The 20,624-nt window shown below is 63.8% G+C and carries 18 protein-coding genes and 2 pseudogenes; 9 read left to right on the forward strand and 11 right to left on the reverse strand.

Going from position 1 to position 20,624, the window contains the following annotated elements; genetic code table 11:
- Positions 1-10: 10 nt before the first annotated feature.
- Entirely contained in the window at positions 11-910 is a 900-nt protein-coding gene (locus tag PFZ56_RS00540) for a LysR substrate-binding domain-containing protein (RefSeq protein ID WP_170001526.1), read from the reverse strand.
- Between the two features lie 102 nt (positions 911-1,012).
- On the opposite strand from PFZ56_RS00540, the gene PFZ56_RS00545 reads away from it, so the two are divergent.
- Entirely contained in the window at positions 1,013-1,942 is a 930-nt protein-coding gene (locus PFZ56_RS00545; protein WP_123393928.1) for a DMT family transporter, read from the forward strand.
- Between the two features lie 7 nt (positions 1,943-1,949).
- Here PFZ56_RS00545 and PFZ56_RS00550 read toward each other — a convergent pair whose 3' ends face one another.
- On the reverse strand, positions 1,950-3,356 hold the full coding sequence (locus tag PFZ56_RS00550; protein ID WP_170001527.1) for an MFS transporter: 1,407 nt from the start codon (positions 3,354-3,356) through the stop codon (positions 1,950-1,952).
- Positions 3,357-3,452: 96 nt separating this feature from the next.
- Between PFZ56_RS00550 and PFZ56_RS00555 the strand changes: the two genes are divergently transcribed.
- Positions 3,453-4,337 carry a LysR family transcriptional regulator gene (locus tag PFZ56_RS00555; RefSeq protein WP_102880960.1) on the forward strand — a complete coding sequence of 295 codons (885 nt, stop codon included), beginning with the start codon at positions 3,453-3,455 and terminating at the stop codon, positions 4,335-4,337.
- Between the two features lie 66 nt (positions 4,338-4,403).
- Here the strand turns inward: PFZ56_RS00555 and PFZ56_RS00560 are convergent, their stop codons facing one another.
- Complete coding sequence (locus PFZ56_RS00560) at positions 4,404-5,009, reverse strand: flavin reductase family protein (protein ID WP_110652201.1); 606 nt, start codon at positions 5,007-5,009, stop codon at positions 4,404-4,406.
- Positions 5,010-5,170: 161 nt separating this feature from the next.
- Between PFZ56_RS00560 and PFZ56_RS00565 the strand changes: the two genes are divergently transcribed.
- The 3 genes from PFZ56_RS00565 to PFZ56_RS00575 all read left to right on the forward strand — a co-directional run bounded on the left by PFZ56_RS00565 (position 5,171) and on the right by PFZ56_RS00575 (position 7,545).
- Positions 5,171-5,944 (forward strand): SDR family oxidoreductase, encoded by a 774-nt coding sequence (locus tag PFZ56_RS00565; protein ID WP_170001529.1) that lies wholly within the window; start codon positions 5,171-5,173, stop codon positions 5,942-5,944.
- A gap of 110 nt (positions 5,945-6,054) precedes the next feature.
- Positions 6,055-6,960 (forward strand): LysR family transcriptional regulator, encoded by a 906-nt coding sequence (locus PFZ56_RS00570; protein ID WP_102880962.1) that lies wholly within the window; start codon positions 6,055-6,057, stop codon positions 6,958-6,960.
- Between the two features lie 57 nt (positions 6,961-7,017).
- Positions 7,018-7,545 carry a GNAT family N-acetyltransferase gene (locus PFZ56_RS00575; RefSeq protein ID WP_102880963.1) on the forward strand — a complete coding sequence of 176 codons (528 nt, stop codon included), beginning with the start codon at positions 7,018-7,020 and terminating at the stop codon, positions 7,543-7,545.
- A 57-nt stretch (positions 7,546-7,602) separates the two neighbouring features.
- On the opposite strand, the gene PFZ56_RS00580 is transcribed toward PFZ56_RS00575, so the two are convergent.
- The 4 genes and pseudogenes from PFZ56_RS00580 to PFZ56_RS00595 form a co-directional block, all read right to left on the reverse strand.
- Positions 7,603-8,211 carry a methyl-accepting chemotaxis protein gene (locus PFZ56_RS00580; protein ID WP_394304643.1) on the reverse strand — a complete coding sequence of 203 codons (609 nt, stop codon included), beginning with the start codon at positions 8,209-8,211 and terminating at the stop codon, positions 7,603-7,605.
- Positions 8,194-8,919: pseudogene (locus PFZ56_RS00585) on the reverse strand (PAS domain-containing protein); the annotation flags it as partial. The pseudogene PFZ56_RS00585 and the gene PFZ56_RS00580, both read right to left, overlap by 18 nt.
- Before the next feature lie 190 nt (positions 8,920-9,109).
- The gene (locus tag PFZ56_RS00590; protein WP_253085032.1) at positions 9,110-9,541 is read right to left on the reverse strand and encodes a methyl-accepting chemotaxis protein; all 432 of its coding nucleotides are present in this window, start codon (positions 9,539-9,541) and stop codon (positions 9,110-9,112) included.
- A gap of 162 nt (positions 9,542-9,703) precedes the next feature.
- A pseudogene (locus PFZ56_RS00595) lies at positions 9,704-10,426 on the reverse strand (PAS domain-containing protein); the annotation flags it as partial.
- A 222-nt stretch (positions 10,427-10,648) separates the two neighbouring features.
- Between PFZ56_RS00595 and PFZ56_RS00600 the strand changes: the two are divergent.
- Positions 10,649-11,143 carry a RidA family protein gene (locus PFZ56_RS00600; RefSeq protein WP_102860208.1) on the forward strand — a complete coding sequence of 165 codons (495 nt, stop codon included), beginning with the start codon at positions 10,649-10,651 and terminating at the stop codon, positions 11,141-11,143.
- A 16-nt stretch (positions 11,144-11,159) separates the two neighbouring features.
- On the opposite strand, the gene PFZ56_RS00605 is transcribed toward PFZ56_RS00600, so the two are convergent.
- Positions 11,160-11,492 (reverse strand): DUF2790 domain-containing protein, encoded by a 333-nt coding sequence (locus PFZ56_RS00605; protein WP_102860207.1) that lies wholly within the window; start codon positions 11,490-11,492, stop codon positions 11,160-11,162.
- A gap of 331 nt (positions 11,493-11,823) precedes the next feature.
- On the opposite strand from PFZ56_RS00605, the gene PFZ56_RS00610 reads away from it, so the two are divergent.
- The 3 genes from PFZ56_RS00610 to PFZ56_RS00620 all read left to right on the forward strand — a co-directional run bounded on the left by PFZ56_RS00610 (position 11,824) and on the right by PFZ56_RS00620 (position 14,348).
- Entirely contained in the window at positions 11,824-13,152 is a 1,329-nt protein-coding gene (locus tag PFZ56_RS00610) for an OprD family porin (protein WP_102880966.1), read from the forward strand.
- A 176-nt stretch (positions 13,153-13,328) separates the two neighbouring features.
- Positions 13,329-13,547 (forward strand): hypothetical protein, encoded by a 219-nt coding sequence (locus PFZ56_RS00615; protein ID WP_170004410.1) that lies wholly within the window; start codon positions 13,329-13,331, stop codon positions 13,545-13,547.
- Between the two features lie 342 nt (positions 13,548-13,889).
- Entirely contained in the window at positions 13,890-14,348 is a 459-nt protein-coding gene (locus PFZ56_RS00620) for a transposase (RefSeq protein WP_170004413.1), read from the forward strand.
- A gap of 166 nt (positions 14,349-14,514) precedes the next feature.
- Here PFZ56_RS00620 and PFZ56_RS00625 read toward each other — a convergent pair whose 3' ends face one another.
- The 3 genes from PFZ56_RS00625 to PFZ56_RS00635 all read right to left on the reverse strand — a co-directional run bounded on the left by PFZ56_RS00625 (position 14,515) and on the right by PFZ56_RS00635 (position 20,305).
- On the reverse strand, positions 14,515-17,652 hold the full coding sequence (locus PFZ56_RS00625; RefSeq protein ID WP_110652198.1) for an efflux RND transporter permease subunit: 3,138 nt from the start codon (positions 17,650-17,652) through the stop codon (positions 14,515-14,517).
- Between the two features lie 26 nt (positions 17,653-17,678).
- On the reverse strand, positions 17,679-18,857 hold the full coding sequence (locus tag PFZ56_RS00630; RefSeq protein WP_170004415.1) for an efflux RND transporter periplasmic adaptor subunit: 1,179 nt from the start codon (positions 18,855-18,857) through the stop codon (positions 17,679-17,681).
- A 197-nt stretch (positions 18,858-19,054) separates the two neighbouring features.
- Complete coding sequence (locus tag PFZ56_RS00635) at positions 19,055-20,305, reverse strand: TolC family protein (protein WP_170004417.1); 1,251 nt, start codon at positions 20,303-20,305, stop codon at positions 19,055-19,057.
- Between the last annotated feature and the right edge of the window lie 319 nt (positions 20,306-20,624).

The following is a 20,624-nucleotide window of genomic DNA, read 5'->3' on the forward strand; positions in this document are numbered from 1 at the left end:
CCCCGGGCGCTCATTCACTCGCCTGCGCCACCAGCCAGTCGCGAAACAACTGGCCGCTGGCAGACAGGCGCTTGTGCCGCACATGCACCAGAAAGTCTGCCTGCCCGGTGCGAAACGCCCACTGGCCGACGCGCTGCAACTCGCCCTGGGCCACCAACTCGCTGGCCATGAAATCCCAGCCCAGGCCCACCCCCATGCCCTGCTGCACGGCGCTGAACATCAGCGTCAATTGATTGAAGCCCATGGCCCCTGGCGGCGCGCTGTAGTCCAGGCCGAAATGCCGGAACCAGTCGCGCCAGTCTATGCAGTTCCAGGCCGTGGCATCCAGCTGGATCAAGGGCAGCTCGGCCAGTTGCGCCAGCGCGTCAATGACCGGCAACTCCAGGCGCCGGCTGGCGATGGGATAGACAATCTCGGCGAACAACGGCGTGGCGGTCAGGGACGACCAATGCCCAGCGCCGTAGAGAATGGCGAAGTCGTGTTCGGCCACGCTGGACTCGTCCATGTCGTTGTTGGCGTGGATGCTCACGGTGATGTCCGGGTGTTGTTTGTTGAACGCCAGCAAGCGCGGAAACAGCCAGAACTGCGCCACCGCATGGGTGCATTGCACGGTAACGGTGTTGGCATCGCGCCCGGCCCGCAGGCGACTGACGCTGCGCAGTAACGCCTCCAACTGAGTGCTGACCTCGGCGAACAGCGAGGCACCGCTGGCGGTGAGTTTCACCCCCCGGGCCTGGCGCTCGAACAGTTCGGTCTTGAGCGACAGCTCCAGGGCACGGATCTGCTTGCTCACTGCGCTCTGAGTCAGGCACAGCTCGGTGGCGGCGCGGGTGAAGCTGGCGTTGCGCCCCACCGCCTCGAAGGTCACCAGGGTTTCCAATGGTGGCAAATGACGGGCAAAGCGGCTCATGAGGCATTCCCCAGCAGAATAGGTAGGTGCCTATATATCCTTTGTCCACTCGGTCAGCAATGACTAGGCTGCGCGCTTTGATGAATCGCTGCGAGTGTGTGCATGAAACGCGGAGTTGCTTACGCCGCCCTAGCCGGTGCGGTCTGGGGCCTGGCCATTGTGGTGCCCAGCCTGTTGCCGGAGTTCAGTCCGCTGATGCTCAGCTGTGCCCGCTTCACCCTGTACGGTGCATTCTCCCTGCTCCTGGCTGCGCCCCAGGCCCGGGAACTCTTGCAACGCCTGACCTGGAGCGATGCCGGGTTGCTGGTGAAGCTGGCGCTGACCGGCAACCTGATCTATTTCATGCTCCTGGCCAGCGCCATCCAGTGGGCCGGGGTGGCCAGCACCGCGCTGATCGTCGGCCTGTTGCCGCTGACCATTACCCTGGCCGGGCGCGGCGACGCCGACGCCGTGCCCTTGCGCCGCCTGCGCTGGCCGCTGCTGCTGGTGTTCGCCGGCATCTGCTGCATCAACCTCGACACCCTGCTGACCGCGCCTGGCGATTCACCCGAGCTGGGCCAGCGTGCCCTGGGCCTGCTCTGCGCCTTTGGCGCCCTGCTGTGCTGGACCTGGTTCGCCACCGACAACGCCCGCTACCTCAAAGGCAGCCGTTTCAACAGCAGCCAGTGGTCGACGTTGTGGGGCATCACCACCGGGCTGATGAGTGCCCTGATCTGGCTGCTGGCGGAGGCTTTCTCCCTGCCGGGCACCCAGGTCGAGGCCAGCGAGCATCGCTGGATGCTGTTCTGGGGCCTGAGCCTGTCCAGTGCAGTGCTGGGTTCCTGGTTCGGCAATCGCATGTGGAACGCCTCGACCCGGCGCCTGCCCCTGACCCTCAGCGGCCAACTGATCGTGTTCGAGACCCTGTTTGCCCTGCTGTACGGTTTTATCTGCCTGCAACACCTGCCGAGCCTGCTGCAAAGCTCGGCGGCCCTGCTGTTGCTGGCCGGGGTGCTGTGGGCGGTGCGCCGCCACTTGCCCCAACCCCACTGAACGCGCCTCAGCCCTGGGCCACGGAACAGGCCGGCAAGGCTGGTGACGCCCGAGGCAAGCGCAGCGCCAGGAGGGCCCCGAGCAAGGCCAGCAGGGCGCTGGCCGCAGTGGCCATTTCAATGCCATGAGCCTGATTGCCCTCAGGGCTCAAGGTATTGGCCAGGGACACCAGCAGCGCCAGCCCCAGGGCCCCGCCGATTTGCTGGCTGGTCGAAGCCACCCCCGCTGCCACCCCTTGCTCGGACGCTGCGATACCCTGCCCGGCCGAGACCCACATCGAGGTCCAGGTCATGCCCTGGCCGATGCTCATGACCACGATTCCCGGCAACAGGCCGACAAAACCGCTGCTGCCGGGCAAGGCCAGGTACATCATGCCGATGCCCAGCGCCCCGAGCAGCAAGCCGCTGACCAGGGTCGCCCGCAAGCCGATGCGCAGCAGCGCCCGTTCCGCCACCCAGATCCCGGCCGTGCACAGCAGGGTCGAAGGCAGGAACGCCAAGCCGCTCTGCAACACGCTGAACTGGTAGACCTGTTGGAAATACAGGCTGAGAAAGTAGTACTGCACGCCGAAGCTGCTCATGAACAATGCAGTAATCACCATGGCCATGCGCAGTTGTGGATAACCCAGCAAACGCAGCGGCATCAGCGGGTCCGGGCTGCGCTGCTCCAGTCGGACAAACAGCCAGAGCAACGCCAGGGACAGCATCAGGCAAGCCAGGGTCGCCGGCGCGGTCCAGCCCCACTCCGGCCCCTGAACAATGGAAAACACCAGCAAGGTGCCCCCCAGGGTCACGGTCAGGGCACCGCGCAGATCGAACTGACGGCCACGCTGGCGCGCCGGGTCGGCGGGAATCCAGCGCCGGGCCATCAGTGCGCAGGCTCCGGCCAGGGGCACGTTGACCAGGAACACCGCTTCCCAGCCCCAGTACTGGGTCAACACCCCGCCCAGCAAGGCCCCCAGGGCCAGTCCCGCCGCCGAGGCCGCGCTCCACACCGCAAAGGCGCGGTTACGGGCCGGGCCTTCGGCGTACCAGGTGTTGATCAGGGCCAGGGTGGCCGGGAACAGCATCGCCCCGCCCACGCCCTGCACGGCCCGGGCCAGCACCAGCAACAGGGCGCTGCCGCCCAGGCCGCCGGCCAGGGACGCCAGGGCGTACAGGGACTGGCCAATGATGTAGAAACGCCGCTTGCCCAACAGGTCCGCCGCACGCCCGCCCAGCAGCAGGAAGCCGCCAAAGGCCACACTGTAGGCGCTGACCACCCACTGCAATTGCTGGGCGGAGAACCCCAGACGCTGGCCAATGTCCGGCAGGGCAACAAAGACGATGGTGGCGTCCAGGGCGATGATCAACTGCGCGGTGGCCAGCAGTAACAGCATCCAGCCCGACGGCTTGGCTAACGGGGTCGCGGACATCGCGAAAATCCTTGTCTGAAATAAGCGGCGCCCAGTGTCATCGATGCCGTTTAAATGATAAATACGCCACTTCCTCTTTCAGTAATGACTTTAATCATGGATCTGAACGCCCTTCGCCTGCTGGTCCGGGTGGCCGAGACCCGCAGTTTCACCCGGGCCGCCGGCGACCTGGGGCTGACCCAATCCGGCCTGTCCCGGGCCATTTCCCGCCTGGAACAGCAACTGGGCGTGCGCCTGCTGCAACGCAATACCCGCAGTGTCAGCCTGACCCCGGACGGCCAGGTTCTGGTGGACCGGGCCGGACCGCTGCTGGCAGAACTGGCCCATACCGAGCACTTGCTGCTGGACCGCCGGGACTCTCCCACCGGAGCGCTGAAGATCAGCACCCCTTCACTGTTCGGGCGCAAGGTGGTGATGCCGGTCATTGGCGAGCTGACCACCCGCTATCGCGAGTTGAGCATCGAGGCGGTGATGACCGATCGGGTGGTGGACATCATCGACGAAGGCTTCGACGCGGTGCTGCGTACCGGGGTGATCAACGACCAGCGCCTGATCGCCCGCCCCCTGGCGCCCCTGCGCTGGGTAACGGTGGCGGCGCCGGCTTATCTGCAGCGCCATGGCACGCCCCGGCAACTGGCGGACTTGCAGCAGCACAACTGCCTCACCGTGCGCAACCTGCGCAGCGGCCGCCTGGTGGACTGGCAGTTCATGGACCAGGGCAAGCCTCTGGACCTGGCGGTGCAGGGGCGGCTGATCTTCGACATCGGCGATGCCCTGGTGGATGCGGTGCTGGGTGGCTTCGGCATCGCCCAGTTGATGGAGTTCGCCGTGCGCGATGCCCTCGACGCAGGCCATCTGGTGCCGATTCTCCAGGCCCATGACGGGCGCTGCCGGGAACTGTCCCTGGTCTACCCGCCCTCACGCCAATGCTCGCCGAAACTCAACGCCTTCGCCGACGCCCTGGGCCAGGTGAGCTGGTAGCCAAGACCCAGTCGGCGGCAGAGCGCTGGACTTGCAGGTGCTGGATCACACCCAGCAGACGTTGACTCAAACCTCACCGGCCTGGGGCAACTGACGACCGTCAACGGCGTCGCCAATGGTCAGGAAATGCCCACCTGCTACATGGTGCAGGGTGCGCAGCGAGTCCTGACCCTCGAAGTGCCAACGCCCTTCGCTGAACACTCGGGCATCGGCCTGGGCCGCAATCACCTCACCGAGGAACAGGTCGTACTGCTGGTGATTGTGGGGCTCGGGCAACAGCCGGCATTCCAGCCAGGCCACGCAACCTTCCAGCAGCGGAGCCTCAAGGGCCTGGCCGGCAAAGGTCGATAAACCATAGGCGCAAAACTTGTCGCGCCCGGCGTGGTGCAGCTCCAGTCCAGAGCTGTTGCCCAGGCTCTGCACAATGTCCACTTGAGCGGCGCAGGGCACGTTGAGGACGAAGGTGCCCGAAGCCTCCAGCAGCTGCCGGGTCCAGGTGGACTTGTCGAGCACCACGGCAACTTTCGGCGGCTCGAAATCCAGGGGCATCGCCCAGGCCGCGGCCATGATATTGCGCTGGCCACCATGGGCCGCGCTGACCAGCACCGTAGGGCCGTGATTGAGCAGGCGGTAGGCCTTTTCCAGAGGGACCGAACGACGAAATGCAGGCATGGCAGGCTCCTGAAAAAAATCCGATTGTAGCCCTATCCAGCCCTCGGGCAGACCGCGGTATTGGATGGATTTTCTGGATAATCCGTGCAGCCGCCGACGGCTTATCCGCGCCCTTCCAAAGACTAGACTCAGCCTTCACCAACCGTCGAAGGAGCCGCACCATGGCCGATCATTCCCTGAACAACAAAGTCGTGTTGATTGCCGGAGGGGTGAAAAACCTCGGCGGCCTGATTGCCCGTGATCTTGCCAGCCACGGGGCCAAAGCCGTGGCCGTGCACTACAACAGCAGCGCCAGCCAGGCCGACGCCGAGCGCACCCTGGCGGCGCTCAAGGACCTGGGGGTCGAGGCCCACGCCTGGCAGGCCGACCTCACCAGCGCCAGTGCCGTGGAGCGTCTGTTCAGCGAGGTCAAGGCGCGTTTCGGCAAGATCGACATCGCCATCAACACCGTGGGCAAGGTGCTGAAAAAACCCATAGTCGAGATCAGCGAAGACGAGTACGACCAGATGTTTGCGGTCAATGCCAAGAGCGCGTTCTTCTTTATCAAGGAAGCCGGCAAACACTTGGAGGACAACGGCAAGCTGGTGACCCTGGTGACGTCGCTGCTGGGAGCCTTCACCCCGTTCTATGCCGCCTATGGCGGTTCCAAGGCACCGGTGGAACACTTCACCCGGGCCGCAGCCAAGGAGTTCGGCGCCCGCGGCATCTCGGTCACCGCTGTAGGGCCAGGCCCCATGGATACACCGTTCTTCTACCCTGCCGAAGGGGACGACGCGGTGGCCTATCACAAGAGCGCCGCGGCCCTGTCGCCTTCGAGCAAGACCGGACTCACTGATATCGAGGATGTGGTGCCCTTCATTCGTCACCTGGTGACCGAGGGTTGGTGGATCACCGGTCAGACCTTACTGATCAACGGCGGCTACACCACCAAGTAATCCTGGCGCCCAAGGGGTAAATTGGCCTGCCGAGCCGCTGCATCGATCGCCTCGGACGATGCCGCGATCCATTGCCGCTCGGCGTCCCCCGGACCAGGATCGTTCATACGATGGATAAGCTTGAACAATACCGCGTGTTCATCCAGGTGGCCGACATGGGCAGCTTCATCAAGGCCGCCCATGTCCTGGAACTGCCACGGGCCACCGTCTCCTCCGCCGTGCAGCAACTGGAAACCGGCCTCGGCACGCGCCTGCTGCACCGCACGACCCGGCATGTGCAATTGACCGCCGACGGCGCCATCCTTCTGGAGCGAGCCCGGCGCCTGCTGGCGGATGCATCCGAACTCAGCCAACTGTTCCAGCATCGCCAGGTGGATGTCAGTGGACGTCTGAACATCGACGTACCCAGCCGCATCGCCCGGCGCCTGATCGTGCCCGCCCTGCCCCAATGGCTGGCGCAATACCCCGACCTGCAACTGGCGCTGGGGGCCTGCGATCGCAGCATCGACCTGGTCCAGGAAGGCATCGACTGCGCGATCCGCGTCGGCAGCCTGGCGGACAGCAGCCTGATCGCCCGTCCCCTGGGGCGCCTGGCGCTGATCAACTGCGCCAGCCCCGCCTACCTCGCCGAACATGGCGAGCCTCGAAGCCACCAGGACCTGCAGAACGGCCAGTGGATGGTGGGCTACGCCTCCCCGGACACGGGTCGAGAGCAGCCCTGGGAATACCTGCAGGAAGGTCGCGAGCACCTGCTGGGCCTGCCCAGTCGGGTGATCGTCAACAACGTCGAGAACTACATTGCCTGCTGTCGCCAGGGCCTGGGGCTGATCCAGGTGCCGCGCTTCGATGTGCAGCATCTACTGGAGCGCGGCGAACTGGTGCAGGTGCTTCATGAACTGCCGGTGGCGCCCATGGAAATCAGCGCACTGTACCCCGACCGCCGCCATCGCTCGCGCCGTCTCAATGTGTTCATCGAATGGTTTGCCGAACTGATCAAACCGCACCTGGAGGCTTGAAGCCGACCTGCAGAACGTGAGATGAAAGCGCCTTCAACGGATTGAGGCCACCGGACCATGACGCACCTGTACATCACCGCCCCGCAGCCTGACGACGTGCATGAACTGCTAGCTTTTGAACAAGAGAACCGCGTTTTTTTCGAGGCTTCAATCAACGCCCGACCCGCCGCGTACTACTGTGCCGAAGGCGTCGCCGAAGCCATCGCCCAGGCTCGACAGGACGCCGAAGCGGATCGCGGCTATCAATTCCTGATCCGTGAAAACTCACAGCTGGTGGGACGCATCAACCTGCACCGGGTGCAGCGCGCCTACTTCAATTGCGCCGAACTGGGCTATCGAGTGGGCGCCCGTTTCAACGGCCGCGGCATCGCCAAGGCGGCGGTGGAGCAAGTCCGGCAACGGGCCTTCGGGGAGTTGCAACTGAGCCGCATCGAAGCCAACGCCCGCCCGGAGAACCTCGGCTCGGTGCGGGTACTGGAGGCGTCAGGGTTCTCCCGCTACGGCCATTCACGCCGCAGCTTCCTGCTGCACGGGCAGTGGTTCGACCGTTTGCATTACGAATGCCATGGGCCGTTGCAACACTGAAACCCTCCGCGTCCGCTGGGCCAGGCGGACGCGAAACTTGAACCCTCAGCGTGACACTCAGCTGGACAGCTGACTGGCGAACTGCCCCACCGCGCCCACCACTTTCTGCGCACCGTCCTGGATCTCGACGATCACCGCGCCGGCCTCCGCCGCCAGGGTCAGGCCCTGCTCGGCTTGCTGGCGACCTTCGGCCATCAGTTCCACCGCCGAGCGGGCCATGTCCTGGTTGTGCCGGACCACGCCGACGATTTCGTCGGTGGCGTTGCTGGTACGCGAGGCCAGTTGTCGGACCTCGTCGGCGACCACGGCGAAACCGCGCCCCTGTTCACCGGCCCGAGCGGCCTCGATCGCCGCATTGAGGGCCAGCAAGTTAGTCTGCTCGGCAATCCCGCTGATGGTCTTGACGATGCTGCCAATCACCAGGGACTGCTCGTTCAGGGCTTCAATACCGTCACCGGCGTCTTGCATGCACTTGGCCAGGTCACGCATCACGTCCAGGGTTTGGGTGACCACCGCCGAGCCGCGCTGGGCGCTGGTATCGGTTTGGCGGGAGATGCTATAGGCGATGTCGGCGGCCTCGGCCACCGAGCGTTCCTGGTTCACCTGATCGGTGATCAGGGTGGCGAACTTCACCACTTTGTACAGCTGGCCGTTGGCATCCAGCACCGGGTTGTAGGAGGCGTCGAGCCACACGACACGCCCCTGGCTGTCGATACGCTTGAAGCGGTCGGCGACATACTCGCCAGCGTTCAGGCGCGCCCAGAACTCCTGGTACGACGGCCCCTCATATTCCTGGGGTTCGCAAAACAGACGGTGGTTCTGGCCCTGGACTTCATCGAGGCGGTAACCCATGCAGGCCAGAAAACGCGGGTTGGCGGTCAGCACCCGGCCTTGCAGATCGAACTCGATCACCGCAGTGGAACGCAGCAACGCCGCCATCAGGTTTTCATGCTCGCAGGCGCTTTCCACCGACGCCGTCTGGTCGCTGCAGATCAGCGAGTAGTGGTCCAGGCGCCCGGCGCTGTCATGGACCGGCTGCACGCAGGTATGCAACCAGGCGTCGCGGCCGTCGCCCCGCTGCAGGCGCAACTGGCCGATGTAGCCTTCGTTGCGCCCCAGGGCCGCCTGGAAAGTGCGATACAACTGCGTCGCCTGGGTGTGGCGCGACACAATCTGCTCCAGGGGCTGCCCACAGAGCTGTTGGCCATCAAGGCCCAAGGTGCGTGTGAAGTTCTGGTTGACCCGACGGATCACCCCCTCGCCGTCCAGTTCGATGCTGAGCACCTGGGTTTCCAGACAGGCCTTGAATTGCTGCAGAGCATTCAGCTCGTCGCTCAAGGTGGCAAGCTGTTGCTTCAAACGTTTGTTGAACATGGATACACCGACAGACTAAGAGTGGATACAGCGACCCTCTTGCCATCGGCGCTGCGTGACCTTTCTCCAAGCCGTGCGCAGCGTTTCAGAATATTCTTAAGACCTCTTCGGAAATTTCCTCAAGGCCATCGTGGCCGGCGAACGCCGTGCCGAGAGGATGAGCGGTGCCCCGTCACCGGGGCCCCACGACTCAGGTCGACAGTTGATTGGCGAACTGACCCACCGCGCTCACCACTTTCTGTGCGCCGTCCTGGATCTCGACTATCACCGTGCCGGCTTCTGCGGCCAGGGCCAGGCCCTGCTCGGCCTGCAGCTTGCCTTCGGCCATCAACTCCACGGCTTCACGGGCCATGTCCTGGTTCTGCCGGACCACGCCGACGATTTCTTCGGTGGCCTTGCTGGTACGCGAGGCCAGTTGCCGGACCTCATCGGCGACCACGGCAAAACCCCGTCCCTGCTCACCGGCACGGGCTGCCTCGATCGCCGCATTGAGCGCCAGCAGGTTGGTCTGCTCGGCAATGCCGCTGATGGTCTTGACGATGCTGCCAATCACCAGGGATTGCTCGTTCAGGGCGCCGATACCTTCGCCGGCCTCCTGCATGTGTTTGGCCAGATCACGCATGACGTTCACCGCCTCGGTGACCACCGTAGTGCCGCGCTGGGCGCTGTTGTCGGTCTGCAACGAGGTGCTGTAGGCAATGTTCGCCGCTTCGGCCACGGCCAGTTCCTGATTCACCTGATCGGTGATCACCGTGGCGAACTTCACCACCTTGTAGAGCTTGTTGTTGGCGTCCAGCACCGGGTTGTAGGACGCCTCCAGCCAGACCACCCGGCCGTGGGCATCGATCCGCTTGAAGCGTTCAGCGATGAATTCCCCGGCATTCAGGCGTCTCCAGAACGCCTGGTAGGCCGCGCTGTTGTACTCCTCCGGCTCACAGAACATGCGGTGATGCTTGCCCTTGATCTGCGCCAGGCTGTAACCCATCCCGGCCAGGAAACGGTCATTGGCGGTCAGCACATGGCCATTGAGATCGAACTCGATCAGCGCGGTGGAACGCATCAGCGCGCCGATCAGGTTCTCGTGCTCGCGGGAGGCCTCGATGGTGCGGGTCAGGTCGCTGGAAAAGATCGCGAAGTACTTGATCCGGCCCTCTGAGTCGCGAATCGGCTGGGAAATGGCGCGCAGCCAGGCTTCCTCACCGTTGCCCCGCAGCAAGCGCACCGCCCCAGCAAAATGCTCGCCCCGGGCCAGGGTCGCCTTGAAGCGCTGATGGAACTCGTCGCGCTTGACGTGTTCCGGGACGATGTCCTCCAGGGCACGCCCCACCAGATCGCCTCCCTTGTAGAGCATTTCCTGGGCGAAGTTGTGGTTGACCGATTGAATCCGTCCATCGGCGCTCAAATTGATCACGAGCATCTCGCTTTCAAGACTTTCCTTCACTTGCTGAAGGCTCGAGAGTTCTTCACGAAGCGCCGACAACTCTTGCTTCAAGCGTTTATTGAACATGAGGATGCACCGGGGACGGGGGGACTGAAAAAAATGGGCTGCTTTGGGCCTAACATCGGCCCTGAAAGTATTTTCTTAATAGCAACTGCGACTTGTCCGACCAAAAAATTTCAACGGCAGGCAAAGCCCGTCGATACGGGGCTTTCGCCGAAGATTCATCGCCGCGTTGGAGCGCGTATAGTCGGCTTCTGGAAATTCCACGGCGATCGACGGAGTTGGACTATGGACGCAACACGCAAGGCACTTTTCCAGCAGGCGGCAGCCCGGATCGGCCACAGTTTCGAAGGCGAGATGCGCATTGGCGGCAACTATGTGCCGGCGGTGCGTAACGGTGATGAGGTCTATGTCAGCGGGCAGATCCCGCGCATCGACAACACGGTGATGGTGGTCGGCCGGGTGGGTGCCGAGACGTCCCTGGAGCAGGCCCGGCACGGGGCACAGATTTGTACCCTGCGAGCCCTGGCGATCCTGGAACAGATGCTCGGCGACCTGCAGCGGATCAAGCGCATTCTGCGAATCAACGTCTATGTGCAGAGCGCGGCGGACTTCACCCAGCAGAGCGAAGTGGCGGATGGCGCCTCAGAGATCCTGTATTCAGTGTTTGCCGAGGCCGGCGTGCACACACGCACTTCGCTGGGGGTCTATCAGTTGCCGAAAAACGCCTCGGTGGAAGTCGACATGATCGTTGCCCTGCACCCCGAGCCAGGCGACGCCTGAGGGCACGATACCGGAGTCAGCTGCCGTTGTTGCGGCACTGACCCACAACCTGATATTCGATGGTCTTGAGCTGACCGGCGGAGTCTTCATACGTCATGCGCGAGGGCACCACCTCGCAGGACTTGGCCGCAGGCGTCACATTGACCACCCTGGCGATATCCAGCGCCATGCCATAGCGGTAGCTCTGCACCACCGGGGCCGGTTTGCCCTGGCTTGCGGCATAGCGCTCCATGGCCTTCTGGTTCTCCAGCATGGCGCGGGTAAAGGTGCGATCACCACCGCCCTCGGCCAGGGCCAGGGCAGAAATGGACAGCAGCAACGCGGCGATACTCAAGTTGAACAGCTTCATGACAGTTTCCTCGTCCAGTTGACTCCAGCGAGGATAAGGAACCGACCCTGTCAGAATGATCGCGGGCACATTACTTATCTGTAATGCCCCTTAAGGCAACTTCCCCCCCCCATTGCCATCGCCCCTGTTCATGGGGGTTTCAGAGGCTTTGGCCGAGCGCTACCAGCGTCCTTTCTTGCACAATTGTAATCACCGGGTCACCTCGCCGTTATCGACTGTTTGCAACTATCGACAGCGACTTTCAGGGCGCTTCTGCGCCGGTCAGTCCCCCCAATAAGAACGCCTCTGGCGATATAAAAGTTGATAGCTGCCAACACTCAGGAGCGACCCCATGCGAATCAATCCCCCTCTGTCCCTGTCCGTGCTTGCCGCGGTACTGGGGCTGTGTCCCGTGGCGGCGGTAACCGCCGAGGAACGACCCGAAGGCTTTGTCGAAGGCAGCCGCCTCGACCTGTTGCTGCGCAACTACTACTTCAACCGCGATGATCGCAAGGGCCAGTCCAGCCCCACCGGCAACGGTTACTCCGAAGCCTGGGCCCAGGGCCTGATCGGCAAGTTCGAGTCCGGCTTCACCCAGGGCACGGTCGGCTTCGGCATCGATGCCTTCGCCATGTACGGCCTCAAGCTCGACTCCGGCAGCGGGCGCAGCGGCGGCCGTGGCTCCTTCGGCATGCTGCCGGTGAACCACGACAACGAGCCCGCCGACGGCTATGGCAAGGCCGGCGGCGCGGTGAAACTGCGAGCCCTGGACACCGTGGTGAAAGTCGGCGACGTGTTCCCCAAGACGCCGGTGGTGCACTACGGCGACTCGCGCCTGCTGCCGGAAAGCTTTCGCGGGGTGACCCTGGAAAACACCAGCCTCGACGGTCTCAACCTGCAGGGCGGGCGCCTGCACGCCATGAGCCAGCCCGACAGCAGCGGCATGCGCGACGGCTTCGCCACCTTCTACGCGGGCAAGGTCGACTCGCCCTGGGTCGGCTACTTCGGTGGCGACTACAAGTTCAACCCCAACCTCAGTTTCAGCCTCTACAGCAGCCGCCTGAAAGACGCCTGGGATCAGTACTACTTCGGCACGGCGGTGAACTACCCGGTGTCCGACGACCTGACCCTGTTCAGCGGTTTCAACTATTACAAGGCTGTGGACGAGGGCAAGAAACTGCTGGGCGAGTTCGACAACAACATCTGGAGCGCCAAGGTCGGCGCCACCTACGGCGCCCACACCCTGGCCCTGTCGCACCAGCGCAACAACGGCAACGACGACTTCGACTACCTGCGCCAGTCGGACTCGATCTTCCTCGACAACTCGATCCAGTACAGCGACTTCAACTCGCCCAAGGAGCGTTCGTGGATGGTCCGCTACGACCTCGACATGCAGACCTTCGGCATTCCCGGTCTGTCGTTCATGACCCGCTACGCGCGCGGCAGCGACGCCGACTACAGCCACGCCAACTCGGTGTACATGCGCCGCGACGCGGCGGGTGATCCGCTGACCGATCAGCGTCGCTGGGAGCGGGACATCGAAGCCAAGTACGTGTTCCAGGGCGGCACGCTCAAGGACCTGTCCCTGCGCATCCGCCAGGCGACCATCCGCTCCAGTCAGTTCGAGTCCGACCTGGAAGAATTCCGACTGATCGTCGAGTACCCCCTGGCCCTGCTCTGATGTACCTGGCCGGGCAGGTTGACGCCTGCCCGGTGTTAAAACTTCTTCACAGACGCATGGCTTTCAGAACTGTAATATCGGCCTCACCTTCTCGTTAGGTTGGCCTCCATATACTCCTGAACACACTCGAATCCGCCGTGATTCCCCCGGCCGGCGAGCTTGTCAGGAGAAACACCATGGGTCCCACCCGACTATTGTTGATCGGCCTTCTGGCCACTACCGGCTCCGCCGTCTGGGCATCTGATGGCAGCGAACGCCCACAGCAGGTCCGCGACACCTTCCTCGCCAGCCAGGAACAGATTCACGGCAACGCCAGTCAGCAAACAGCCGCGGCTGACACCGGCACTTCCCCTCGCGACGCTGGCGCATCCGCTACGACCGAGGAAGATATTTAACGGCGATGGCCTACCGAGCACATTCATCTCTTGAAGCGTTTTTTTGATGCTCCTTTGGAAAGAGATGAATTTTTAGCGTCCCGCATGGGGCGCTTTTTTTTGCCCGAGAATTACCGGCCACGCTGGGCTTTTTCAGCCGCTGCCGCAGGCTGCGAACACCTGCGCAGGAGGCGCCGTTCTTTACCGCGCTGAAGGTCCTGCGGACCTTTGCGCAGCTTCGCCTTGGCTCAGCAGCGGCTACAGGGATGCAAGAGAGACACAGGTGTTAACGAGATACATCTGTTAACAGGCCGAGCCAGGACTAGCGTGAAGGGATCGTTCCAGCACAGGGAGAGCCGGGTAATGCAATTCCGATCCAATGGTTATCGCCTGCTCAAAGGACGACACACACAGATCGGTAGAATCTACGCGATAACCGCCGTGACCGAACAGCGACGCCCGATGTTCAGCGACTTCTACCTGGGGCGGCTGGTGGTCGAACAAATCAGGGCCCAACACGAAGCGGGACTCATCCACTCCCTGGCCTGGGTGGTCATGCCTGATCACATTCACTGGTTGTTCCAACTGCAGAAATGCTCGCTGGAAGAGTCCTTGTGCCGGCTCAAGTCGCGAAGCGGGCGCAACATCAACCAGCGCCTTAACCAGCGTGGTCGACTGTGGCAAAAAGGGTATTACGAACGGGCCATCCGTCGCGAGGCAGACCTCAAGGCGCTTGCCCGCTACATCATCTACAACCCGGTTCGAGCGGGACTGGTCCAGCGCGTAGGCGACTATCCCCTCTGGGATGCCGCCTGGCTCTAACCCACCCGCCCTGTAGCCGCTGCTGAGCCAAGGCGAAGCTGCGCAAAGGTCCGCAGGACCTTGCCTGACGATCCCCCGCCAACCCCGCAGCGGCCTCAAGACCGCCGCGTCCCTTCGACGGAGTGCCGCCCAGCCCGCTCACAGCCTGCGGCAGCGGCGACAGGCGCTAATCCTCTTCCTTGCGGTGCGCCCATTGGTACAGCGCCGGCAGAACCAGCAAGGTGAGGATGGTGGACGACAGGATGCCGCCAATCACCACGGTCGCCAGGGGCCGTTGTACTTCGGCGCCGGTGCCCGTGGCCAGGGCCATGGGGATAAACCCCAGGGACGCCACCAGCGCGGTCATCAGCACCGGACGCAAACGGGTCAGGGCGCCTTCGTGAATGGCCGTGGACAAGGGGCGCCCTTCCTCGCGCAAGTTACGGATAAAGGCAATCATCACCAGGCCGTTGAGTACAGCGACACCGGAAAGTGCAATGAACCCCACCCCCGCCGAGATCGACAGCGGAATATCCCGCAACCACAGGGCCATGATCCCGCCGGTCAGGGCAAAGGGAATGCCAGTGAACACCAGCAGGCCGTCCTTGAGGTTGTTGAACATCATGAACAACAACCCGAACACCAGCAGCAGCGCCACCGGCACCACCACTTGCAGGCGCTGGGACGCCTCCTGCAATTGCTCGAACTGGCCGCCCCAGGTGGTCCAGTACCCCGCCGGGACCTTGACCTTCTCGCCAATCAACGCCGTGGCTTCCTCGACAAATGAACCGATATCCCGCCCGCGAACGTTGGCGCTGACGATCACCAGGCGCTTGCCGTTCTCGCGGCTGACCTGATTGGGGCCCAACACCAGATCGAGGCTGGCCACTTCCGACAGGGCGATAAAACCGATCTGCCCGTTGGCCGTGCCCGCGGTCGCCGGGATCGGGATCAGCAGCCGCGAAAGGCCGTCAATGTCGGTACGCAGTTGGTCCGAGAGACGCACCACCATGTCGAAGCGCCGGTCGCCTTCATACAGGGTGCCGGCCTGACGCCCGCCCACCGCCACTGCGATGGTGTCTTGCACATCGCCCACGTTCAGGCCGAATCGCGCCGCCTTGTCGCGGTCGATATTGATGGTCAGCACCGGCAGGCCGGAGGTCTGCTCGACCTTGACTTCCGAGGCACCGGACAAGCCCTGCAGGGCCGTGGCGATTTCATTGGCGGTCTTGTTCAGCACGGTCATGTCGTCACCGAACACCTTGACCGCCACATCGCTGCGCACCCCGGAAATCAGCTCGTTGAAACGCAGTTGGATCGGCTGCGACAGTTCATAGGCGCTACCCGGCACCAGGGCGCTGGCGCGCTGGATATCGGCAATCAATGCCTCCCGGGACTTGCCCGGGTCCGGCCATTGCGCCTTGGGCTTGAGCATCACGTAACTGTCGGAAATATTCGGCGGCATCGGGTCCGAGGCGATCTCCGCGGTGCCGGTGCGGGCAAACACCCGCTCGATCTCCGGCACCTGCGCCAGCAGGGTTTTCTCCAGGCGCTGCTGCATGTCCACCGACTGCGTGAGGCTGGTGCCGGGCACCCGCAGAGCCTGTTGGGCGAAGTCGCCTTCGCTGAGGCTGGGAATGAATTCACTGCCCATGCGGCTGGCCAGCACACCGCTGCCCAGCAGGATCGCCGCGGCCGCCGCGAAGGTCGTCGCACGATGGCCCATGACCCAGTCCAGCACCGGCGCGTAGCCACGCTTGGCGCTGCGCACCAGCAGGTTTTCCTCTTCCTTGACCTTGCCGGTGACGAACAGCGCAATGGCCGCCGGGACGAAGGTCACCGAGAGGATCATCGCCCCCAGCAGGGCCATGACCACGGTGAAGGCCATGGGGTGGAACATCTTCCCGGCCACCCCGGTCAGGGCGAAGATCGGCAGGTACACCACCATGATGATCAACTGGCCGAAGATCAGCGCACGCCGGGCCTCCTTGGCCGCGGCAAAGACTTCATGCAGGCGTTCGGAGCGAGTCAGCATGCGGCCGTGGTGCTGCTGGGCATGGGCCAGGCGGCGGATGGCGTTCTCCACAATCACCACCGCGCCGTCGACGATGATGCCGAAATCCAGGGCGCCGAGGCTCATCAGGTTGGCGCTGACCTTGTTGCTGAACATGCCGGTGAAGGTGAACAGCATCGACAGTGGAATCACCAGGGCGGTGATCAGCGCGGCGCGGATGTTGCCCAGGAACAGGAACAGAATCACGATCACCAGCAACGCGCCTTCGAAGAGATTCTTCTTCACCGTGGCGATGGCTTTTTCCACCAGGTTGGTGCGGTCGTACACCGTGACCGCCACCACCCCTTCGGGCAGCGAGCGGTTGATCTCTTCGAGCTTTTTCGCCACGGCCTGGGACACGCTGCGGCTGTTCTCGCCGATCAGCATGAACACCGTCCCCAGCACCACTTCCCGGCCGTTCTCGGTGGCCGCGCCCGTACGCAGTTCGCGGCCGATCTGCACCTGGGCAACGTTGCGCACGCGGATCGGCGTGCCGTCGCTGCTGCTGATGACGATGTTGGCGATGTCCTCGATGGACGCCAGTTGCCCCGGCGCACGGATCAGCAACTGCTCGCCGCTGCGCTCGATATAGCCGGCGCCGACGTTGGCGTTGTTGCGCTCCAGGGCCGTCACCAGATCATTCAGGGTCAGCTTGTAGGCCGCCAGGCGCTTGGGGTCCGGAGCGATCTGGTACTCCTTGGCAAAGCCGCCGATGGTGTTGATCTCCGCCACGCCCTGCACGTTGCGCAGTTGCGGCTTGATGATCCAGTCCTGGATCACCCGCAAGTCGGTGGGGGTGTAGGGCGTGCCATCTTCCTTGCGGGCACCGTCCTCGGCCTCCACGGTCCAGAGGAAGATTTCCCCCAGCCCGGTGGAGATCGGCCCCATCACCGCCTCCACGCCTTCAGGCAATTGCTCACGAGCCACTTGCAGGCGCTCGTTGACCAGTTGCCGGGCGAAGAACAGGTCGGTGCCGTCCTTGAAGATCACCGTCACCTGGGACAGGCCCGAGCGCGACAGCGAGCGGGTCTGCTGCAACCCCGGCAAGCCGGCCATGGCGGTCTCGATGGGAAAGGTGATGCGCTGCTCGGTTTCCAGGGGTGAAAACCCTGGCGCTGCGGAGTTGATCTGCACCTGGACGTTGGTGATGTCGGGGACCGCGTCGATCGGCAGTTTCTGGTAGCTGGCGATACCGACCCCGGCCATCAGCAGCACCGCCAACAGGACGATGATGCGCTGCTCGATGGCGAATTGAATGAGGCGCTCAAACATGGGAAATCACTCTGTGCTGTGACCGATCAATGGCCATGGTCGGCCGAGCCTTTGCCCAGCTCGGACTTGAGGGTGAAGCTGCCACGGGTGGCGACCCGGGCACCGGCGGCCAGGCCTTCGCGGATCTCGACGAAACCGTCCTGAGTGGCCCCGGTGACCACCGGCGTGGCCTGGAAGCCCTCGGCCACCCGGACAAACACCGAAGGCCGGTCTTCCACGGTCTGGATCGCTGTCTGCGGCACGCTGACCGGCGCTTCGAAGGCCTCGGTGGCCACTTGCACCGAGACGAACAGCCCCGGGCGCCAGGCGTCATCGGGGTTGGCCAGGGTCACCCGCACGGTGGCGGTCCGGGTCTGCTCCCCCAGCAAGTTGCCGACGTAGGCCACCTGGCCCTGGACCTGGGTCCCCAGCTCACTGGAGCTGACATTCACCGCCTGACCGACCCGGACTTTGTCCAGGTCCTTGGGAAACACCCCGAAGGTGGCCCAGACCCGGGACAGGTCCGACAGGGTGAAAGCGGCGCTGGTTTCGCTCACCACTTCGCCGACGCTGAGGTGTTTCTCCACCACCACGCCATCGAACGGCGCGCGCATTTCATAGCGATTGCCCCCCACCAACTGCGCACTGCCACTCAGTGCATTCATCTTCTGCCGGGCATTGTCGAGGGCGATTTGCGCTTCTTGCAGGGTCTGCCGCGCCAGCAGGTAATCCTGCTCGGCGGAGATCTGGTCGACCCACAACTGGCGTTCACGCTCGAAAGTGGTACGGGCCAGTTCCACCCGCCGCCCGGCAGCCGCCAATTCACTGCGCAGGTCAGACACCTGCTGGCTGGCAATGACCGCCAGCAACTCGCCACGCTTGACCGCCTGACCGAGATTGACCTGCACCGACTCCACCACGCCGGCAGCCCGGGGCACGATGTGGGAGGTGCGATCCTCGTCAAAGCGGATTTCCCCCGGCAGGCTGAGCAGGCGGTTGAGGCGCCGGGGCCCGGCCTCGGCCAGCTCGATACCGGCCGCCTGGATCTGCTCGGGGCTGAGCTCCAGATGCCCTTCAGGTTCGTCTTCGCCATGCCCGGCCGGCTCTGCCACTGCAGGTGCCTGGGTGCGGGCGGGGGTAGCGAACAGGTCCGGCAGCAGCAAGGCCGCCGCTCCCAGGCCGACCACCGCTGAAATGGCCATGACAAGGCTGCGTTTTTTATCCATGGGTGCTCCTGACAATCGATGTTCGGCAGCGCGAGAAGCGCCTTACGAGGTAGGCGGAAAGAAAAGTTCGTCGAGAGCCCGGTGCCATTCATGGACGCACCAGTGCCGGGGCGGCTCATCCGGCGGCGCCAGCGGTGCACCGCTGCAATCGCTGACCAGCAGGGCGGCCAGGCACGCGAGGCCCCTCAACCAGGCTTTCACCAACGGCTGAGGTCGCCGTAGATGCGTTCGATCCGCACCCAGGCATCGGTGGTTTGCGCCACGGCGGCAAGGTACTGGCTGCGGGCGCTGATCAAGGTGCGCTGGGCATCCAGTACTTCGAGGAAGCTGAACTTGCCCATCTCGAAGCCCCGGGTGGCACTGTCCACTGCGCGCTGGGCCGCAGGCAGGATGATCTGGTTGAACGACTGCACCTCGCCCCTGGCGGTGCTCCATTGCTCCAGGGCCTGGCGGGTTTCGCTGCGCAGGCGCAGCTCGGTGGCGTTGCGCAGGTCCCGGGCCTGATCGGCGCGCCGGGCGGCGGACAGCACATTGCCCTGGTTGCGGTTGAACAGCGGCAGCGGCATCGACAGGCCCACCAGGTTCACCCGCTCGCGGGCACTGGCGTCGTACTGACTGCCAACGCTGACGTCGAGGTCGGGAATGCGCTGGGCTTTTTCCAGGCCCAGGGACGCCTCGCGCTGGACAATCTCCTGCTCCGCCAGACGCAGCTCCGCGGTCTCCTGCAACCGATTCAGCAATTGCGCCGAAGCCGGCGGAGTGACCACCGCCAGCGAGGGCTCCTGCACGGCGGCAAAGTTCATGGTGGCAGCGCCTGTGATCCTGGCCAACTGCCGATAGGCATTGTCCTGCTCCATCTGGCCACGATTGAGTTCCAGGCGAACTTCCGCCAACTGCACCTGGGCCCGGGTGGCCTCCACCGGCGAGGCCTTGCCGGCATTGACCCGCCCCTGGGCCACCGTGACACCGCGCTCGGCCAGGGCCAGGGAACGCCCGGCCAGTTGCGTGCGCTCCTGGGCCCGCAGGGCGGCGTAGAAAGCCTCCAGGACATCGACCCGCAGCTGGTTGCCCCGTCGCTCCAGTTCCAGGGCCGCCAGCGCCTGGCCGCGGCTGGCCAGCTCCACCCGAGCGCCGCGCTTGCCTCCCAGTTCCAGCGCCTGGCTGAGTTTGACCGAGGTGGTGCGGGTATCCCTGCGGGTGTCCTCGGCATCCACCGACAGCACCGGGTTGGGCATCAGCCCGGCCTGCTGGCGAGCGCCCTGGGCGATCTCGATCTCCCAGCGTGCGGCGGCCAGTTCGGGGTTGTTGGCAAAGGCATTGGCCAAGGCGCTATCCAGGCTCAGCGCGGGTGGCTCGGCAGCACTCGGAGACTGCGCCAGCAGCGCCAGCAGCAGCGCCGCAGAGCAGCGCCAGGCTGCCCGGGGAAGTGTTCTCGGGAAAGTCGGCATAACAGGTTCCGGCCCCTATAGAGGCAAAGTTTCTGCGAAAGTGCAGCGGAACATATCGGTGGTTATTCAACAGCGCCCTGGCCGATATGGAACTGCAACAGTTCGCCCATTGACTGGGAGAATTTCAATATCGACCAAGGGTAACTTTCGCTGCTTATCAGCAGGGTGGCGCAAAGATTACAAATCCGTTAGCAAAGGCTCTGCATCAACGTTCTGTATTAACATTCCGCCATCCAAAGACAATGCCAGACGCACTTTAAAACGCTCCAAACAAAGTTAAAGGCGTCTCAAGCTGCCTGCATGAAAGTGCACTTTTAAA

Source organism: Pseudomonas danubii, from assembly GCF_042980055.1.
Lineage (GTDB): Bacteria > Pseudomonadota > Gammaproteobacteria > Pseudomonadales > Pseudomonadaceae > Aquipseudomonas > Aquipseudomonas danubii.

Bases quoted from the DNA above. Each gene is read 5' to 3' on its own strand.
- PFZ56_RS00540 (WP_170001526.1), bottom strand. From the start codon at position 910: ATGAGCCGCTTTGCCCGTCATTTGCCACCATTGGAAACCCTGGTGACC.
- PFZ56_RS00545 (WP_123393928.1), top strand. From the start codon at position 1,013: ATGAAACGCGGAGTTGCTTACGCCGCCCTAGCCGGTGCGGTCTGGGGC.
- PFZ56_RS00550 (WP_170001527.1), bottom strand. From the start codon at position 3,356: ATGTCCGCGACCCCGTTAGCCAAGCCGTCGGGCTGGATGCTGTTACTG.
- PFZ56_RS00555 (WP_102880960.1), top strand. From the start codon at position 3,453: ATGGATCTGAACGCCCTTCGCCTGCTGGTCCGGGTGGCCGAGACCCGC.
- PFZ56_RS00560 (WP_110652201.1), bottom strand. From the start codon at position 5,009: ATGCCTGCATTTCGTCGTTCGGTCCCTCTGGAAAAGGCCTACCGCCTG.
- PFZ56_RS00565 (WP_170001529.1), top strand. From the start codon at position 5,171: ATGGCCGATCATTCCCTGAACAACAAAGTCGTGTTGATTGCCGGAGGG.
- PFZ56_RS00570 (WP_102880962.1), top strand. From the start codon at position 6,055: ATGGATAAGCTTGAACAATACCGCGTGTTCATCCAGGTGGCCGACATG.
- PFZ56_RS00575 (WP_102880963.1), top strand. From the start codon at position 7,018: ATGACGCACCTGTACATCACCGCCCCGCAGCCTGACGACGTGCATGAA.
- PFZ56_RS00590 (WP_253085032.1), bottom strand. From the start codon at position 9,541: ATGCGTGATCTGGCCAAACACATGCAGGAGGCCGGCGAAGGTATCGGC.
- PFZ56_RS00600 (WP_102860208.1), top strand. From the start codon at position 10,649: ATGGACGCAACACGCAAGGCACTTTTCCAGCAGGCGGCAGCCCGGATC.
- PFZ56_RS00605 (WP_102860207.1), bottom strand. From the start codon at position 11,492: ATGAAGCTGTTCAACTTGAGTATCGCCGCGTTGCTGCTGTCCATTTCT.
- PFZ56_RS00610 (WP_102880966.1), top strand. From the start codon at position 11,824: ATGCGAATCAATCCCCCTCTGTCCCTGTCCGTGCTTGCCGCGGTACTG.
- PFZ56_RS00615 (WP_170004410.1), top strand. From the start codon at position 13,329: ATGGGTCCCACCCGACTATTGTTGATCGGCCTTCTGGCCACTACCGGC.
- PFZ56_RS00620 (WP_170004413.1), top strand. From the start codon at position 13,890: ATGCAATTCCGATCCAATGGTTATCGCCTGCTCAAAGGACGACACACA.
- PFZ56_RS00625 (WP_110652198.1), bottom strand. From the start codon at position 17,652: ATGTTTGAGCGCCTCATTCAATTCGCCATCGAGCAGCGCATCATCGTC.
- PFZ56_RS00630 (WP_170004415.1), bottom strand. From the start codon at position 18,857: ATGGATAAAAAACGCAGCCTTGTCATGGCCATTTCAGCGGTGGTCGGC.
- PFZ56_RS00635 (WP_170004417.1), bottom strand. From the start codon at position 20,305: ATGCCGACTTTCCCGAGAACACTTCCCCGGGCAGCCTGGCGCTGCTCT.